The sequence below is a fragment of the Streptomyces sp. ATCC 21386 genome (assembly GCF_018728545.1).
GTDB lineage: Bacteria > Actinomycetota > Actinomycetes > Streptomycetales > Streptomycetaceae > Streptomyces.
In genome coordinates, this window is the sequence record NZ_JAAVVL010000001.1 from 5,777,143 (window position 1) to 5,794,200 (window position 17,058).

Consider the following 17,058-nt stretch of genomic DNA (forward strand, 5'->3'; position numbering starts at 1 on the left):
GAGAAGCAACCTATGTGTGAGTCAGCACTCACACACGTGGTGAGCATGAGCTCACAACCGCTCGTGCCGCGTCAAGACCTGTGCGCACATGTGTGCGCAACGGCGAGCCGGGAGGTCAGCGGCCGCCCGGCGTGCCGAGGAGGTAGGAGATGACCGCGGTCTGGAGGTGACTGCGCAAGTCGCCCCAGGGCAGCGGGCGGTCGGACTCCAGAAACTCGCCCTGCGTGATGCGGTGCGCGATCGTCGCGTAGACCAGGCGGAAGGCGAAGTCCAGCGCGGCCTCGGGATCCGGGTGTGCGACGGGGATGTGACGCAGAGCCTCAGCGAAGTTGTGGTTGCCCTCGACGCTGACGCGCGTGCCCTCGGCCCGTACCGCTTCATGACGGGTGCCGAGCAGCAGGAAGACGCGCAGCAGGGACTCATGGGCCTGGAAGACGTCCGCGATCGCGCCGACCGCCTCGGCGATCGCCACCGCCGGATCGCGCAGGAGGCGCAACCGCTCCGGGGACATGCGCTGGCCGATCTCGGCCTGGAGGTTCTCGGTGAAGGCGTGCTGGATGGCCAGCAGGAGTCCTTCCTTGTCGCCGAACCGGCGGTAGATGCTGCCGACCGCCATGCCGGCCCGCTCGGCGACCGCGGCCACGGTCAGCGCGTCCTCTCCGCCCTCTTCGAGCAGCGCGTACCCGGCCTGCATGAGGTCCTGCTGCGAACGGCGACTGCTTTCCCGGAGGGCAGCAGGCCTAGGGGTGGGGGACTTGGTCATCTGCGCAGTTTATCGACCGGGCTCTTGACGTCCATGTTGCCGTCGTGTGAATCTCGCTTCACTCCTAGTGTGAATCTAAATTCACACTAGCGGCGGCGTGCACCACACGGTCGAGCCGCGCCCCTCTCCCTTCCCACCACGACCCCTCGCAACGGCGCGGGGCTGTCTTTGGAGGTGTCTGATGGCTCCGCACTATGACGTAGCCGTCGTCGGCTACGGCCCGACCGGACTCGCCGCGGCGTCCCTGCTCGGCCGGCTCGGCCACCGGGTGGTGGTCTGCGAACGCTGGCCAGCCTTGTACGGGCTGCCCCGGCTCACCCACATCGACGACGAGACCGCACGGACCGTCCAGGCGGCGGGCGATGTCGACGAGGCACTGCGGGACTCGTCCCCGTGCGAGTACCTGTGGGTCAACGGCAAGGGCGAGACGCTGGTGCGCATCCCGGCGAACCCCGACGGCCCGATGGGATATCCGGACCACGTCGCCATGTACCAGCCGGACGTGGAGCAGGCGATCGACAAGCGGCTGCGCGGTTACGGCACGGTCGACGTCCGCCAGGGCTGGGCGGTCACCGGCCTCGACCAGGACGACGACGGCGTCACCCTGCGCCTGTGCGGCTGGAACACCGAGACAGGCTGTGCGGATGGTCCGCGCGACGAGGTCCGGGCCCGCTATGTGATCGCCGCCGACGGCAGCCGCAGCGGCGTGCGGGAACTGCTCGCAGTGGAGCGCGAGGACTTCGGCTTCAACGAACAGTGGCTCAACATCGACACCGAGTGGCTGCGCCACCAGCCACCGGAGTTCGCCCACGGCACCCAGTACTGCGATCCCGCACGCGGCCACATGACCATCAACATCGGCACAACCCGCCAGCGCTTCGAGTTCGCCGTCCTGCCGGGCGAGACCCGCGAGGAGATGACCGCGCCCGAGACGGCCTGGCGGCTGCTGCGCGACCACCACGACCTGGGCCCGGACGACGTGCGGATCACCCGCCAGCTCGTCTACCGCTTCGAGGCCCGCATCGCCACCCGCTGGCGCACCGGCAAGGTCTTCCTCGCCGGCGACGCCGCCCACACGATGCCCCCCTACCTCGGCCAGGGCGCGTGCAGCGGCATCCGCGACGCCACCAACCTCGCCTGGAAACTGCACCTCGTCCTCGGTGGCCTGGCGCCCGAGGCGCTGCTGGACACCTACGAGAGCGAGCGCCGTCCGCACGTCACCGCCCTCACCCACATGGCGATCGGCCTCGGAAAGGTCGCCAATACCCACGACGTCGAGGCCGCAGCGGCCCGGGACGCGGCCTTCTTCGCCGGCAAGGTACCCCCGCCGCCGCCGTTCCCGCCGCTGAGCGGCGGAGTGCTGCGCAAGGAAGCCGGCACACCGGTCGGCACCCTCACCCCGCAGGGCCGCGTCCGTCTGGCCGACGGCCGCACCGGACGCCTCGACGACCTGACCGGATACGGCTTCACGCTCGTCACTTGGGAGGATCCCACCGCCGCCCTCGGGCCGCAGCGGCTCGCCCGGCTGGAGCGCCTGCGCTGCGCCGTGGTCGCCCTCGACACCGTCGACGACCTCGACGGACGGCACCGGGAGTACCTCTACCTGCTCGGCGCGGTCGCGTATCTGGCGCGCCCCGACTTCGTGCTGTTCGGTACGGCGGTCGACAGTAAGGACCTGCGCGCGCTGGTGGACGACCTCGACACCACACTGTCCGGGGCACCCGCAACGGCAGGGGCAGCCGGATGACTGCCAACAATCCTGCAGCGGAGGCCGTGCTGCCGCCGCTGGTCGCCGCCCAGCACCGGGCCATGCCCTTCACCCGGCTCACCGACTGCGGCATGGACCCCGCCGACGCCCGACGGCTGCTCGCCGACACCACCGCCGGAATCCCCTGGCAGGATGCCGCCACGACCATCGCCGACGTACAACTGGAGCGCGCTCGGGTGTCGGAAGCAGCGGGCCACCGCACGACCGCCCGGCAGGCATACCGCTACGCCTCCGCGGCCCTGATGTTCGCGCAGATGGCTCACCAGAGCGACACCGCGCAAAAACGGCAGCTGTACGCCCGGCACACCACCGCGACCGCCGCTCTCGCCCCCGGCGTAGAGCGAGTGGAGATCACTCACCGCGACGGCGTCCTCGGTGGCTGGCTGTGTCTGCCGGAGACCGCCGCGCCCCGGGCCACCGTCATCGTCTGGGGCGGGCTCAGCGGCTGGGGCGCCGCATACCTGCCCGTCGCCGACGCCTATACCGCACGCGGCCTGGCCTGCCTGCTCGCGGAAGGTCCCGGGCAGGGCGAGTCGCGGCTGCGCCACGGACTGTACGTCGACGAGCGCGTCACCGAGGGCTTCGCCCGCTTCGTCGACCTGGTCGAGGCCGATGCACGCCTCGGCGGCGCGATCGGGGTGCAGGGCATCAGCTTCGGCGGCTTGTTCGCCGCACATCTGGCCGCCGCCGACCCGCGCGTCGGCGCGGTGGTGGTCAACGGCGCCCCGGCGGTCCCGGCCGTCCCGGAATTCCGGACCGCCCGCGAGCAGATGGCCGCCGTGGTGGGCACCGACGACCCGGGCCGGGTGACCGAGGTCATGGACGCCCTGCGCTTCGACCCGGACAAGCAGCGCATCTCCTGCCCGCTGCTCCTGCTGCACGGCGGCCAGGATCGCCTGGCCCGCTACGAGGACCAGGAGCCGTTCCTGCGCGCCGCCGACCCCGCCGCCGCGACCGTCCGCGTCTGGCCCGACGGCGAACACACTCTCTACAACCACGCGGCCGAACGCGACGCGCTGACCGGAGACTGGTTCACGGACCACCTCACCGGCCAAGCCACCACGAAAGGTTAGGGCCACCAGTGGACTTCACCGTCGAGACCGCCACCGACGAGGTGGTGGAAAGTTTCCTGGAGACCAGGGATCAGCGGCTGCGGCAGACCATGGAGAGCCTGACCCGCCACCTCCACGCCTTCGTGCGGGACATCGAACCCACGATGCAGGAGTGGGAGGCCGCGATCGGCTTCCTCACCGCGGTCGGCCACACGTGCGACGACACCCGCCAGGAGTTCGTCCTGCTCTCCGACGTCCTGGGCGTTTCCATGCTCGTCGAGACCATGAACGGGGCCGAGGAGGGAACCGAGAGCACCGTCCTCGGACCCTTCCACATGACCGAATCCCCCCGCCGCGAGTTCGGCGACTCCATCGACCTCCTCGGCATCGGCCGCCCCTGCGTGGTCTCCGGCCGCGTGCTCGCCCCGGACGGCACCCCGCTGCCGGACACGGAACTCGACGTGTGGCAGTGCTCGGAGGACGGTTTCTACGACGTGCAGCAGCCCGACGTGCAGCCCCCGGGCAACGGGCGCGGCCTCTTCCGCACGGACGAGCACGGCCGCTACCGGTTCCGCACCGTCGTCCCCTCCCACTACCCGATCCCCACCGACGGCCCCGTCGGCCACCTTCTCGAAGCCGCCGGCAGGCACCCCTACCGGCCCGCCCACATCCACTTCATCGCGCGCGCCGAACATCACCGGCCGGTCACCACGCACGCGTTCGTCGCGGGCAGCCCCTACGTCGACTCGGACGCCGTCTTCGCCGTCAAGCGGGGCCTGATCACCGACTTCACCGAGTCCCACGATCAACAGGACGCGGAGCGCTTCGGCGTCACCACACCCTTCACCCAGGCCAGGTTCGACATCGTGCTGGCACCGGAGGCGAAGACGACACCATGACCTTCACCTACGAGGCCCTGCCCATGCGGGTGGTCTTCGGCCCCGGCAGTCTGCGCCAACTGCCCGAGGAAGCAGACCGCTTGGGCCTGCGCCGCCTACTGGTGCTGTCCACGCCCGGTCAGCGCGCTCTCGCCGAGCTCGCGGCCACCCTGCTGGGCGACGCATGCGCGGGTCTCTTCACCGAAGCCAGGATGCACGTGCCGGTCCACGTCGCCGAAGCAGCTCGCACGGCCGCCCACGAGGTCGGCGCGGACGGCTGTCTGGCCATCGGCGGCGGCTCCACCATCGGCCTGGGCAAGGCGATCGCCCTGACCTCCGGGCTCCCCGTGATCAGCGTGCCCACCACCTACGCCGGCTCCGAGATGACCACCGTCTGGGGACTCACCGAGAAGGGCCGCAAGCACACCGGCCGCGACCGGGCCGTCCTGCCCCGCAGCGTGCTCTACGACCCCGAACTCACCCTCGGCCTCCCCGTGGACGTGTCGGTGACCAGCGGATTCAACGCCATCGCCCATGCGGTGGAGGCCCTGTACGCGCCCGACGCCTCGCCAATCGTGTCCCTGATGGCCGAGGAAGGGGTGCGCTCACTGGCCGCAGCCCTGCCCGCCATCGCCACCGACCCCAGCGACATGGCGGCCCGCACCGACGCGCAACGCGGGGCGTGGCTGTGCGGGGCGTGCCTGGGAGCCACCACCATGTCACTGCACCACAAGCTCTGCCACATCCTCGGCGGCACCTTCGACCTGCCCCACGCCGCCACCCACACGGTCCTGCTCCCCTACGTCACTGCCTTCAACCTCCCCGCAGCACCGGCCGCCGAGCAGGCCCTGCGCCGCGCCCTGGCCACGGACCACGTACCGAAGCACCTCGCGCACACATCCGCCGAACTCGGCGCTCCACGCTCACTGGCCAAACTCGGCCTGACAGAGCGCGACCTCGACGAGATCACCGCCCAGGCACAGACCCAGCCCTACGCCAACCCACGCTCCGTCACCGCGCAAGCCCTCCGCTCGCTCCTCACCCAGGCACTGAAAGGAACCCTCGTTCAGTCCCACTGACCCCATCGAACGGTGATGGCCGATCGGCTCGACGTCCTCTGCCATTCGGCGGGCGTGGTCCGGAAACTCGGCAGACGCGTCAGGGCGTCCCCACCGGCGACCTTGGGCGCATGACTCAGACAGAGATCTCGCACGAAACGCCACCCCCGCGGCACGGGGCACCGGCTGAGCCCGTCGGCGTGGTCGAACAGCAGTCGTCGGTGGGGCGGTTGGTCGGGGTGGACGTGGCCCGCGCGCTGGCGGTGTTCGGCATGTTCGCGGTACACGTCGGACCGTTTGCCGTGGATGTGGGTGGCTTCGGCGGCTGGCTGCTGGAGCTGGCCGAGGGCCGGTCGTCGATCCTGTTCGCCACCCTGGCCGGGTTCTCGCTGATGCTGATCGCCGGCCGCCGGGAGTCGAAGACCGGCCTGGCCGGCCGGCAGGCTAGGGTCCGGATCGTGATCCGGGCTGTGGTCCTGCTGGTACTGGGCACCGTGCTGACGATGCTCAAGACCGGGATCCTGGTGATTCTGGCCTTCTACGGGGTGTACTTCCTGCTGGCGCTGCCCCTGATACGGCTGCGGGCCAGGACCCTCGCGATCATCGCGGCCGTGCTCGCGGTCGTTGGCCCGCAGGCGGCGTTCGGCCTGAAGTGGCTGCTGGGGGAGTCGGGGGCGAAGAGCATCGACGCGTACGACCCGATCGCCCGGCTCGGCGGCGACGGACTGTTGGGCCTGCTGCTCCACGGTAACTACCCCGCGATCACCTGGATGCCGTTCGTGATCGCCGGCATGGCGCTGGCCAGGCTCGACCTGGCCGCCGGCGCAGTGCAACGCCGGCTGGCCGCGCTCGGCCCCGCGCTGATCGCGCTCGGGTACGGCACCGCCTGGCTGGCAGCAAAGCTGTACCCGCCCATTCAGGCGGACAGGGCCAAGTTGAAAGAGATGTTCGCGAGCGTGGATTCGAGGTCCTTCAACTCCCTGGAACCGGGATCGGCGGCTTTCGACGCCATCCAGAACAAGCTTGCGAACAGCTCGCCCACGGTCTGGTCGCTGCTGGGATCCGATCCGCACAGCGGTACGACCTTCGAGATCATCGGCGGCCTCGGCGTGGCGATCACCGTGCTCGTCTGCGCGACCGCGGCCATGGCCCGGCTGGCGTGGCTGCGTCGGCTGGCGAGCCCGCTCATCGCCGTGGGCACCATGTCCCTGACCCTCTACGTCGCCCACGTCGCCGCCTACACCATGCTGCCCGACGACGCCACCAACACCCTGGTGCCGCTGTTCGGGTTCATCGCCGGGTCCATCCTGTTCGCCACCGTCTGGTCGCGCTTCTTCCGCCGCGGACCGCTGGAGTACCTGCTCAACAGCACCACCAAACTGGCGAAGTTCGTCCGGTGAGACGCGGCGTGTCAGGGCCCGTTCGCCCTTCGCCCGAACGAGGTCGGCCCTGGCCGGGCCCGGATACGATGACCACGGCCCCCGTCCTCGGGTACGGTCGGCGCCGATCACGGGCTACCGGTCATCACCGCCGCACTGCTGCGGCTGGTGACCCCGGCCGGCGTGGCCCGGAGGCGGCTGCGCTCACCGGTCGGGCGACCGCCCGGCTCGGCGGCCACCGCCGTCGTCGTGGAGGTGCCGTGACAGGCCACGCGAAACTCGCCGAGGTCGTCACCGCCGAGGCGGTGACGACCTGGCAGCACCTGGCACGACAGGGCCGGTTGCTGTTGGCGTGGTGGTTGTTCCTGCCCGCCACGGCGATCGTCACGGCCGTCATCAACGTGCCCGGGCAGTCCGCGACAGCGATCGGCCTGCTGGCCGCCGCTGTTGCCCTGCTCTGCCGGTTCACCTGGCCGATCACCTCACTGCTGGCCGGGACCGGCGTCGCGGCAGTGGCGTTGATCTTGCAGAGCACGACCCTGTTGGCTTCTATCTGGCCGGTGAGCGTGATGCTCGCCTATGCGGTGGGCCGCCAGGTCACGGAAACCCGCCTCGCCGTGGCCGCCTTGGCGCTCGCCACCGGCGTGCAATCCGCGGCCAGCCTCGTCGACCTCGCCGGGCTGACGGTTGACCTGGAGGATGTCGGCCGCATCGTCGTCATCACTGTGCTGCTGGTGGTACTGCCGGGCGCCATCGGTATGCGGCAGGGGGAGCGAGCCCTGGCCATGGATGCCCTGCACGAACGCAACGCCCTGCTGGAACGCGCCAACCTGCTCGGCGAGTCGCAGGCCCGGATGCAGGAAAGGGCGCGCATCGCCGGCGAGATGCACGATCTGCTCGGGCACCGGCTCAGCCTGATCGTCCTGTACGCCGGGGCCCTGGAGATGCGCACCCGCACCGTGGCTCCCGAGATCAACGAGCAGGCCGACCTAGACGAGTCTGTCCAAATGCCTGCGGGAACGGAGAGAGGGTGCTCAAGATCCGTTTGTGACGACAGACCTGAACACCCTCGTGACCGCACTGTACGTGAAGATCGACGACGAGTGGGCCGGCACTGCCCGGCTGCCCGGACGGCCGCCCAGGCTCAGTCACTCGGAGTTGATGTGCCTGGCGGTCATGCAGGCGATGCTCGGCTTCCACTGCGAGGCCCGGTGGCTGCGGCACCTGCGTAAGCACTACCGTCACCTGTTCCCGTTCATCCCGCAGGACTCCGGATACAACAAGCGGCTGCGGGCCGCGCTGCCGCAGATCAAGCGGCTGATCCGGCTGCTGGCGAAGGACACGGACTTCTGGCACGACACCGTAGGGATCACCGACTCGACCCCCGTGCCGTGCGGGATGCCCCGCCCCACGGTCAAACGCTCGGAGTTGGCGTGCTGGGCCAACTACGGCTACTGCGCGTCGCATTCCCGCTTCTTCTGGGGGCTGCGGCTGTACCTGGTGTGCACTCCGGCCGGGATGCCGGTCCTGTGGGCCCTGGCCGATCCGAAGCTCGGCGAGCGGGAAGTGTTGGCCGCGATGCTGGAGATCGACGCCGGCCTGGTCCGCGAGCGGCCGGGCCTGCTCCTGATCAGTGACAAGGGCTTCGCGTCCAAGCCGTTCGAACGGCCACTGTCCGAACAGGGCATCACGCTGCTGCGGCCGTCCCGCAAGAAGGAGGTCCTGCGTCCAGGCGAACCCATGCTGAAGAAGGTCCGCCAGCTCATCGAGTCCGTCAACGACACCCTCAAAGGCCAGCTTGACCTGGAGCAACACGGTGGACGTACCGTCGAGGGCGTAGCGGTCCGGGTTGCCCAGCGCGTGCTGGCTCTGGCTGCAGCGATCTGGCACAACTTCCGGACTGGCCAGGCGGTCAGCCGTTCACTGACCGCCTATGACCACTGACCGTATTCGGACAGACTCGTCTAGTACGGACCACCTCCCGGACCGCACTCGAGGAGCTTCGCGCCGTGCTGGGCATCCTGCGCCTCGACGGCGCCGAACCACCGGACGGCACCGAATCGGTGGTCGGCACGCGCGAGGATGTCACCGACCTGGTCGCCGAAGCCCAGCACGCGGGCCTGCCCCTCACCCTGTCCTGGCGCGGCGGAGACCTCACCGACGCCGACATCGGCATCCGCCGAGCGGTGAACCGCATCGTGCGCGAAGCCCTCACCAACGTGCACAAGCACGCCCCGGGTGCGCCAACACGGCTGACCGTCACCGTCGACACCGAACAACTCACCATCAGCGTCCGCAACGTCGCACGCCCGCCCGCCGTCCCACCGCCCAGCAGCGGCCTGGGACTGGCCGGCCTGCGCGAACGCGCCCGCCTGGCCGGCGGCGACTTCACCGCCGGCACAGACCCGATCACCGGCAACCACGCCCTCACCGCCACCCTCCCCTTGCGCCATAAAAGCCCCGGCACCATGAGCCCGACCATCGATCGATCCGCCCCCGCGGACCGGCAGATGCTCCCCTCCCGTACCGGGGCCGAGGACGGGCCCCACCACGACGCATCACGACGGAAGACCAAGAAGGCCTTCCTCGCCCTCACTGGAGCGGCCGTTGCGGTCTGCGGCGGCCTCGGCTTCAGCGTCTACGACTACCTCCAGTCCGCCGTCGCGCCGCACACCTACCGGCAGATCAAGATCGGCGACACCCAGCACAGAGTGCGCGAGCTGACCGGCGGCGACAACATGACCGCCCGCACAGTGAGCCAGGCAGAGCAACCGGCGGCGCCGGCCGGCACCACGTGCGAGTACGCGCTGGCCGAGGGCTTCGGGCACGTGTTCCGGTTCTGCTTCCAACACGGCAGGCTCGCACAGAAGGACGAGCTGGGGAGGTCGTAGGCGGAACCCGGCAAGCCGATGCTTGGCGTGGGCTCGACGAGGCGGATCAGGAACGGCTGCTGGGCGGAAGAACTCCGGCGTCGTGCGCAAGGATCGCCGCCTGGACCCGGTTGGTGCAGCCAAGGACGGAGAGGATGCGGCTGACGTGAGACTTGGCGGTGCCTTCGCTCATCAGCAGCGCCTTGGCGATCTCAGCGTTCGAGCAGCCCTCACGCAGCAGGCACAGCACGTCGCGCTCGCGGTCGGTCAGAGCCGCGACACGGCGCCGCGCCTCGTCGGCCTGGCTCACGTCGCGGTTGACGTGGCGATCGATCAACTGCTTGGTGACCCGGGGCGACAGGACGGGCTCACCGGCGGCCGCCGCCCGGACAGCCCTGATCAGGTCGTCGGGCGGGGTGTCCTTGAGCAGAAACCCCGCAGCGCCGCAGCGCAGGGCCCGGGTGACGTACTCCTCCTCGCCGAAGGTGGTCAGCATGACCACGCTTGTCCGAGGTGCCACCGTTCTCATCTCGGCGGCCGCGGCCAGCCCGTCGACGCCGGGCATGCGAATGTCGAGCAGTGCCACGTCGACGAGGTGCTTGCGAGCGAGTTCGACGGCGCCGGCACCGTTGTCCGCCTCGGCCACGATCTCGATGTCATCGGCGACATCGAGCACGAACCGGACCCCGGCGCGGATCAATGCCTCGTCGTCGGCCACGAGCACCCGAATCACTTGCCACCCCTCAGGTCGGCCGCGACGCCCCCGACGGCCGACGCGCCGGCCGACTCCGGTCAGAACACCGCGAGTGCCGCAGGCGTTGGCACCCCATTATCGACGGACGGCGTGGCGGCGCGCACCGAACGGCAAAGTACGGCATTTCAGGCTGGTCTGATGGCAATTTCCCGCCCCGTCGCGGCAGCGTCGCCCGAGGGTCAGCTCCCCGCCGGTCATGCGGTGCGCCGAGCCGGCGCGGTCGCCCCGGTCAGCCGGCGCCGTATCACCGCGGTCATCGCCCAGCACACCCGAGACTCCGAACGGCGCGGGATGCGTTCCACGACCTCCACCTCGATGCCCACCGACGGGAGGCGCTGCCTCTGTGGCTCGGACGACGAAGGAGTCATCATCATGGCTCGGCATCGCGTTGTGCTGCGCGGCGGCAACGTCCTCACCATGGATCCGCACCTGGGAAACCTGCCCAGGGGCGATGTGCTGATCGAGGACGGTGTGATCGCCGCGGTGGCACCGGACCTCTCCGTCGACGAGGCGGAGACGGGGGACGTCGCGGGAGACATCGTGGCGCCCGGCATGATCGACACCCACCGGCACGCCTGGCAGACGCAGCTGCGCGCCCTGTACGCCGGCTGGACCCTGGCGGACTATCTTTTCGGCATCCGGCTCGGCGTCTCACCGGCCTATCTCGCCGAGGACGTCCAACTCGGCAGTCACCTCGGCACCCTGGACGCACTGAACTCCGGCGTCACCACGATCCTGGACTTCTCGCACTGCAACAACACGCGCGAGCACGCGGACGCCTCGATCACCGGGCTGCGGGACGCGGGAATCCGCGCGGTGTTCGGCTACGGCTTCGGGACGCAAGGACAGGAACAGACTGACAAGGAGTGAGGAAACCCAGTCCTGCTCGACCTCGCTGACCTGCAAGGACGTCAAGGATGCGCACGGATCGGCAAGGGCCGCCAAGATCCTCAGAGGACTCATAATCCGTCGGCCGTGGGTTCGAGTCCCACCGCCTCACCGGGCAGCACTTTGACCTGCGGAAACGTCTCAGCGGGCGTGCGGATTCAGGACTTTGGGCCATCGGGCCGGATCCGCTGCTCGTGAGTTCATCTGCGGTGGCGTGCACCGGGGTTGTTGCTCGCTGACCTGCCGAGATGGTTCGGCCATGTGGATCGTGAGGGTGTCTGTGAAGCGGATGGATGGCGCGCACGCGACGACTACTGGTGGTGACGCCGTGGCCCGGCGGAGCAGGTCAACGTGACGCGATCCGCCGGGCCGGTGGTAGGAGACGGAGAGCTGGGAACTCTGCTCGCTCCGGGGGGCAGGACTCACTTGAAGGTGTAGCCCTTGCCGCTGGGGCCCTCGTAGGTCTTGCCCAGCTTGAGACCGCCCGGTGTGTCGGCGTCCGCACGGGAGATGAAGACGGTGCGCGTCGGCGGCTGCGACGGGTCGGTGTAGTCGAGAGACGTGGTGAGCAGGCCGTCCAGGTCGAGGTCGGAGGTCTTCCGCATCGCTTCCACGACACCCTCCGGGGTCAGGTTCCCGGCCTCGCAGGCGCCCTTCATGGCATCGGTCAGCAGCTCCGCCTGCGCGTACGCCAACGGCACCTCAAAGCCCTTCGCCCCCTTGGGTGCGGCGGCCTCGTAGAGGTCCACGGCCTTCTTGACCCCCGGCTCGTCCGAGCTGTACGGGGCCGTGCTGGTGAACGCGTAGTAGTTCTTGATCAGGGCCGGGCCGGCCGGGCTGTCCAGCAGGGCCGGGTTGAACGTCGGGGCGTGACCGATGACCGGGACGTTCACCTTCTGGGAGGCGAGGACACCGGCGAGCGAGGCGAGCTGCGGGGGAGCGGCGGCAAGGATCACCGCCGACGCCCCGGCCTTCTTCAGCGCCGACGCCTGAGCGGACATGTCGGTGTCCTTGGGGGTGACTTCCTGCGGCACGATCTTGAGGCCGCGCTTTTCGGCCGCATATTCCGCACCGGCCAAGGAGTCGTTGCCGTAGTCCCCGGTGAAGTAGACGACGCCCACCTTGTCGCCCTTCTTCACTCCGAGCTCGTCGACCAGGTAGTCGATGGCGTTGGCGGACTCGACGCTGTAGGTCGTGCCGGGGATCTGGGCGTTGTCGTACTTCAGGGCGTTGCCCGCCCAGCCGAAGCCGCCGAGGTAGAGATGGTCGGCCTCGGCCAGGGGCAGGACAGCGGCCGACGTCGGGCCGCCCAGCACCTGCTGCAGCGCGACGACGTTCGGTGCCATGCTCCGGTAGAGCGTGACGGCCTTCTGCGGGTCGTAGCCGTGGTCCTGAACGTCCACCTTCACGTCGCGGTCGCAGACGCCGCCGTCCTTGTTGACCTGCTCGTAGTACGCCTTCGTCTCGGCCACCTGGACCGAGGCGCCGGCGGCGAAGGGCCCGGAGAGGTCGGTGAGCATGCCGACCGTGATCGTGTCGGCGGTGACACCGGCGCCCGTCTTGACGTCGCCCTGACCACTGGCCCCGTCTTTGGAGGCGTTCGGGTTCTGGGTGGAGCACGCGGCGAGCGTGGCGATGCAGCAGCCGGCGATGGCCAGCGTGGTGCGGGTCCGGTTTCTCATGACTTCTCCTCAGCGCTGATGGAGACGGAGGGTTGCGAGGGTGGGGGTTCGGTCGTGCCGGACGGATCCGGTGACCGTGTGGGGACAGGGGGCGGGCCGCTTGTGTCGCGCTGCTGTGCTGCGCGCCGGTGGCGGATGCGGCTCGCGGCGCCGGCCAGGCCGCCGCGCAGGAAGAGCAGGACGGCGATGATGGCCGCGCCGTAGAGCAGCCGGGCCAGGGTCGACGCGTCCAGTCCTCCGGAGCCCGGAGCGGCGAGGAACGGCAGCTGGGAGCTGTACTGCGCGAGGATTAGCGGCAGCGCGACCACGAACACGGCGCCGGCCGTGGCGCCCGCGATCGACCCGAGGCCGCCGAGCACGATCATCACCAGGAAGTCGATCGACAGCTGGATGCCGAAGATGTCGGGAGCGATCCGGCCGTAGGCGAGGGCCATCAGCGCACCGGCGGTCCCAGCGTAGGCGGACGAGATGACGAACGCGGTGGCCTTGGCCCGGGCCACGTTGACGCCCATGGCCGCGGCTGCCACCTCGCTGTCGCGGACGTTGGCCAGAGCACGGCCGGTGCGGCCGGCGCGGATGTTGCGGCCCAGCCAGGCGGACAGCACAGCGATGCCGAGGAACAGGTACCAGAGCCGGTGCAGGCCCCCGAACTCGACGCCGGCCACGGCGAGGTAGTCCGGGTCGGCGTTGCTGAAGCTGAAGCCCGGCACGGAGAACGGCTCGACGGTCCGGCCGTTGAAACCACCCGTCATCGACTCGAGGTTGACCATGAGATGCCGGGCGAGGAAGACCAGCCCGATCGTGGCCAGGCCCAGGTAGATGCCCCGCAGGCGGCCGGAGATCGGGCTGAAGAGGCCGCCGGCCACGGCGGCCACCACTCCGGCGAGGACCAGTGCGACGAGCGGTGGCAGCCCGAGGCCGGCTTCCCGCCCCGAGGGATCACCGACCGTCCAGGCGTATGTGTACGCGCCCAGGGCGGCGAAGAAGGCGTGGCCCAGGGAGAGCTGGCCGGCGACGCCGACCAGGAGAGTGAGACCGATCGCTCCGACGACCGAGGCCATGGCGAACAGGCCGGTCTGCAGCCAGAAGTCATCGAGGAGCAGGGGGAGCGAAAGGGCCACGAGCAGGCCCAGGACCACCGGGCCCCGGCGGATGAGGTCAGACACGGACGGCCTCCTTACGGCCGAACAGCCCCGACGGCCGCACGAGCAGGACGAGGATCATCACGGCGTAAGGCACGACCTCGCCCAGGCCGCGTCCGAGGAAGTGCAGTTCGGCTTCGTAACCGACTGCCAGTGCCGTGACGACACCGATGATCAGGCCGCTGATGATCGCGCCGACGACGGAGTCGAAGCCGCCGAGCACCCAGGCGGGGATGGCGGCGAAGGAACTGAGCGCGAGAGAAGGCGCCACGCCGGGCGTGGGGAAGGAGGCGAGGAAGATGCCGCCGACCGCCGCGAGTGCTCCGGCCAGTGCCCAGCCGGCGGCTCCCGTGCGAGACGGCCGGATACCCATCAGCTCCGCGGTGTCGCTGTCCGCGGCCGCCGCCCGCATGGCGACGCCGGCGCCGGTGCGCGCGAACAGGAACCAGAGAAGGCCGAACACAACGATGGCCAGGCCGGCGGCGACCACCCGGCCCGTCGGCAGGGTGATGCCACCGACGGACACCACGTCCGCCCCCCAGGGGGCGCCGATGCGAAGCACTTGGTTGCCGATACGACGGGTGAGCTCGGTGAGCAGCAGGATGTCGACCCCGAGCATCAGGATGGCTGCTGTCCCGGGATTCGCCTCGGCCAGGTTGCGCACGAGGACCGCGTTGATCAGTACCCCGAGCACGGCCGCACCGAGAATGCCGACGGCGGCTGCCGCCCAGAAGCCGATCGGATCGTGCAACGTGGCGACGATGTACGCGCCGCTCAGGAGTACGGATCCGTGCGCGAAGTTCAGCACGCCGGTCGAAGTGAAGACGATGACGAAACCAACGGCGATCAGGCCCAGGATCAGACCGTAGGAAAGGCCGTTGGCCATCTGGGTGAGGAAGTAGGTCATGCCGCCGCCGTTCCGAGGTAGGCGCGCAGGACCTCGGGGTCCTGCTGTACGTCCTGTGGTGATCCCTCGGCAATGCACTTGCCGAAGTCGAGTACGGTGATCCGTTCAGCCAGGCCCATGACGAAGGGCATGTCGTGCTCCACGAGCAGGATGGACAGCCCCAGTTCCTGCTGGACCGCCCGGATGGCGTCCGCCATGGCCATGGACTCTCCGTGGGCCATACCGGCGACCGGCTCGTCGAGCAGCAGCAGCGTGGGCTTGGCCGCGAGCGCGCGGCCCATCTCGACCCGCTTGCGGTCGCCGTACGAGAGGGTGTGCACCTCACGGCCGAGGAGTCGCTCGATACCGAGCAGGGCGGCGATCCGGCGCACGGTCTCGCGTTCGGCGCGCTCCTCTTTCCTCGCCCGGGGGAGCCGCAAGGCCTGCGCGGCGGTACCGGAGTGCATGAGGCGGTGCCGGCCGACGAGCAGGTTGTCCTCGACCGTGGCCTCCAGCGACAGTGAGATGTTCTGGAAGGTGCGGGCGACACCGAGGTCGGCGATCCTGTGCGACGGCAGGGCGGTGACTGTGGCGTCGCCGTAGTGCACCGTGCCGCTGGTGGCGCGGTAGGCGCCCCCGAGGACGTTGATGCAGGTCGACTTGCCGGCACCGTTGGGGCCGATGAGCGCATGGATCGTCCCCGCCTCGACTGTGAAGGACACCTCCGACAGCGCGGTGAGACCGCCGAAGCGGACGGTCAGGTCCTCGACCCGCAACTGCCGGGCTGTTCTCGACGGGCGCTCCAGGTGCACCGGCACATCGACCGGTTCCTTTACCGGGGTCGTCCGCTGGGGGGAGGTGGAGCCCACGCCGAGGTAGCGGTCACGGATCTCGTCGGTCGCCGCCAGCTCGGCCGAGGGCCCTTCGGCGGTTATCGCCCCGACCTCCAGCACGTAGGTGTGGTCGGCGACCCGCAGGCCCATCGCGGCGTTCTGCTCGATGAGCAGTACCGAGGTGCCCTGCGCATGGATCTGCTGAATGATGTCGCCGATCTGCTCGACCATCTGCGGGGCCAGGCCCAGCGACGGCTCGTCGAGCAGCAGCAGCTTGGGCGACGCCATCAGCGCCCGGCCCATCGCGAGCATCTGCTGCTGGCCGCCGGAGAGCAGTCCGCCGCGCGCGTCGCGGCGTTCCGCGAGGGCAGGGAAGAGGTCGAAGACCCGGTCGGACGCCTCCTCGCGGGCACGCTTGTCGCGGACGGTGGAGCTGCCCGCACGCAGGTTCTCTTCGACGGTGAGGTCGCGGAAGATGCGCCGTCCTTCGGGGACCATGACGAGCCCCGAGCGGACCACCCAGGAGGCGTCCCGCCGGGCGAGGTCCTGGCCCTCGAAATGGATGGTGCCCCGGGTGATCGCGCCGTTGACGCTCTGCAGCGAGCGGGAGATCGCCCGCAGCAAGGTCGTCTTGCCGGCGCCGTTGCTGCCGAGCACCGCCACGACGGAACCGCTGTCCACACGCAGGGAGACCCCACGCAGTGCCTGAACGGCGCCGTCGTAGGCGACGGCGAGGTCGTCCGCGGTGAGGAGTGGATCGGGCACGAGAGGCCTTTCCGTCAGGGAGGGAGGAGAGGGGCTCACGACCCGGCGCGGAGCGTCGGCAGGTCGCGGCTGATGCGCTTGGCGTCAGGCAGAAGTTAGATGCCTTCGTGACGCACGTCAATCATCTGTCTAATATCAAAATGAGGGCGGAAGCGGAACTGAGACGGATCGGCGGCTGGGCGGGTTTTGGCAGACTGCGCGACGGTCTCTGCATCGCGCCGGGCACAGTCGACGTCGGTGCCGCCTTCACCGATGCCGGCCTCACCGAGGCGGCGGGCATGGCGGAGTGGTTCGCAGCGGCGCGCCGTCGCCAGGCGTCGGGACGGGGGTCCGAAGGGCG

15 protein-coding genes and 1 pseudogene are annotated in these 17,058 nt (G+C 69.8%); 9 read left to right on the forward strand and 7 right to left on the reverse strand.

From position 1 onward, the window contains the following. Positions 1–115: 115 nt before the first annotated feature. Positions 116–763: a TetR/AcrR family transcriptional regulator gene (locus GWK25_RS24810; protein ID WP_215453079.1), complete on the reverse strand. Its 648-nt coding sequence runs from the start codon at positions 761–763 to the stop codon at positions 116–118. 181 nt (positions 764–944) lie between these two features. On the opposite strand from GWK25_RS24810, the gene GWK25_RS24815 reads away from it, so the two are divergent. The 8 genes from GWK25_RS24815 (at position 945) to GWK25_RS24850 (ending at position 9,789) form a co-directional block, all read left to right on the forward strand. Then, a complete protein-coding gene (locus tag GWK25_RS24815) occupies positions 945–2,510 on the forward strand; it encodes a bifunctional 3-(3-hydroxy-phenyl)propionate/3-hydroxycinnamic acid hydroxylase (RefSeq protein WP_215453081.1) in 1,566 nt (521 codons plus the stop codon). Beyond that, positions 2,507–3,604 carry a S9 family peptidase gene (locus GWK25_RS24820; protein ID WP_215453083.1) on the forward strand — a complete coding sequence of 366 codons (1,098 nt, stop codon included), beginning with the start codon at positions 2,507–2,509 and terminating at the stop codon, positions 3,602–3,604. The genes GWK25_RS24815 and GWK25_RS24820 overlap by 4 nt, the downstream gene beginning before the upstream one ends. Positions 3,605–3,612: 8 nt before the next feature. Further along, positions 3,613–4,482, forward strand: coding sequence for a dioxygenase (locus GWK25_RS24825; protein WP_215453086.1), 870 nt, complete (start codon positions 3,613–3,615; stop codon positions 4,480–4,482). Then, a complete protein-coding gene (locus GWK25_RS24830; protein ID WP_215453088.1) occupies positions 4,479–5,540 on the forward strand; it encodes a maleylacetate reductase in 1,062 nt (353 codons plus the stop codon). Before GWK25_RS24825 ends, GWK25_RS24830 begins: the two co-directional genes overlap by 4 nt. A 110-nt stretch (positions 5,541–5,650) precedes the next feature. Beyond that, on the forward strand, positions 5,651–6,919 hold the full coding sequence (locus tag GWK25_RS24835) for a DUF418 domain-containing protein (protein ID WP_215453090.1): 1,269 nt from the start codon (positions 5,651–5,653) through the stop codon (positions 6,917–6,919). Between the two features lie 239 nt (positions 6,920–7,158). Next, a complete protein-coding gene (locus GWK25_RS44575; protein WP_308404309.1) occupies positions 7,159–8,130 on the forward strand; it encodes a histidine kinase in 972 nt (323 codons plus the stop codon). Further along, positions 8,021–8,842, forward strand: a complete 822-nt coding sequence (locus GWK25_RS24845; RefSeq protein WP_251830163.1) for an IS982 family transposase — start codon at positions 8,021–8,023, stop codon at positions 8,840–8,842. Before GWK25_RS44575 ends, GWK25_RS24845 begins: the two co-directional genes overlap by 110 nt. A gap of 65 nt (positions 8,843–8,907) precedes the next feature. Further along, a complete protein-coding gene (locus tag GWK25_RS24850; protein WP_215453094.1) occupies positions 8,908–9,789 on the forward strand; it encodes a sensor histidine kinase in 882 nt (293 codons plus the stop codon). Positions 9,790–9,835: 46 nt separating this feature from the next. On the opposite strand, the gene GWK25_RS24855 is transcribed toward GWK25_RS24850, so the two are convergent. Continuing rightward, positions 9,836–10,501, reverse strand: coding sequence for a response regulator transcription factor (locus tag GWK25_RS24855; protein ID WP_215453096.1), 666 nt, complete (start codon positions 10,499–10,501; stop codon positions 9,836–9,838). 159 nt (positions 10,502–10,660) lie between these two features. On the opposite strand from GWK25_RS24855, the gene GWK25_RS24860 reads away from it, so the two are divergent. Further along, complete coding sequence (locus GWK25_RS24860) at positions 10,661–11,392, forward strand: amidohydrolase family protein (protein ID WP_215453098.1); 732 nt, start codon at positions 10,661–10,663, stop codon at positions 11,390–11,392. Positions 11,393–11,832: 440 nt separating this feature from the next. Here the strand turns inward: GWK25_RS24860 and GWK25_RS24865 are convergent, their stop codons facing one another. The 5 genes and pseudogenes from GWK25_RS24865 to GWK25_RS44820 form a co-directional block, all read right to left on the reverse strand. Further along, a complete protein-coding gene (locus GWK25_RS24865) occupies positions 11,833–13,092 on the reverse strand; it encodes an ABC transporter substrate-binding protein (RefSeq protein ID WP_215453100.1) in 1,260 nt (419 codons plus the stop codon). Next, entirely contained in the window at positions 13,089–14,258 is a 1,170-nt protein-coding gene (locus GWK25_RS24870; protein ID WP_308404310.1) for a branched-chain amino acid ABC transporter permease, read from the reverse strand. The genes GWK25_RS24865 and GWK25_RS24870 overlap by 4 nt, the downstream gene beginning before the upstream one ends. Then, the gene (locus GWK25_RS24875) at positions 14,251–15,141 is read right to left on the reverse strand and encodes a branched-chain amino acid ABC transporter permease (protein WP_215453103.1); all 891 of its coding nucleotides are present in this window, start codon (positions 15,139–15,141) and stop codon (positions 14,251–14,253) included. The genes GWK25_RS24870 and GWK25_RS24875 overlap by 8 nt, the downstream gene beginning before the upstream one ends. Continuing rightward, a complete protein-coding gene (locus tag GWK25_RS44815) occupies positions 15,138–15,926 on the reverse strand; it encodes an ABC transporter ATP-binding protein (RefSeq protein ID WP_215457557.1) in 789 nt (262 codons plus the stop codon). The genes GWK25_RS24875 and GWK25_RS44815 overlap by 4 nt, the downstream gene beginning before the upstream one ends. 336 nt (positions 15,927–16,262) lie before the next feature. Beyond that, positions 16,263–16,757 (reverse strand): annotated as a pseudogene (locus GWK25_RS44820) (ABC transporter ATP-binding protein); the annotation flags it as partial. Positions 16,758–17,058: the final 301 nt, after the last annotated feature.

Bases quoted from the DNA above. Each gene is read 5' to 3' on its own strand.
- GWK25_RS24815 (WP_215453081.1), top strand. From the start codon at position 945: ATGGCTCCGCACTATGACGTAGCCGTCGTCGGCTACGGCCCGACCGGA.
- GWK25_RS24810 (WP_215453079.1), bottom strand. From the start codon at position 763: ATGACCAAGTCCCCCACCCCTAGGCCTGCTGCCCTCCGGGAAAGCAGT.
- GWK25_RS24875 (WP_215453103.1), bottom strand. From the start codon at position 15,141: ATGACCTACTTCCTCACCCAGATGGCCAACGGCCTTTCCTACGGTCTG.
- GWK25_RS24830 (WP_215453088.1), top strand. From the start codon at position 4,479: ATGACCTTCACCTACGAGGCCCTGCCCATGCGGGTGGTCTTCGGCCCC.
- GWK25_RS24860 (WP_215453098.1), top strand. From the start codon at position 10,661: ATGGCAATTTCCCGCCCCGTCGCGGCAGCGTCGCCCGAGGGTCAGCTC.
- GWK25_RS24865 (WP_215453100.1), bottom strand. From the start codon at position 13,092: ATGAGAAACCGGACCCGCACCACGCTGGCCATCGCCGGCTGCTGCATC.
- GWK25_RS24835 (WP_215453090.1), top strand. From the start codon at position 5,651: ATGACTCAGACAGAGATCTCGCACGAAACGCCACCCCCGCGGCACGGG.
- GWK25_RS24820 (WP_215453083.1), top strand. From the start codon at position 2,507: ATGACTGCCAACAATCCTGCAGCGGAGGCCGTGCTGCCGCCGCTGGTC.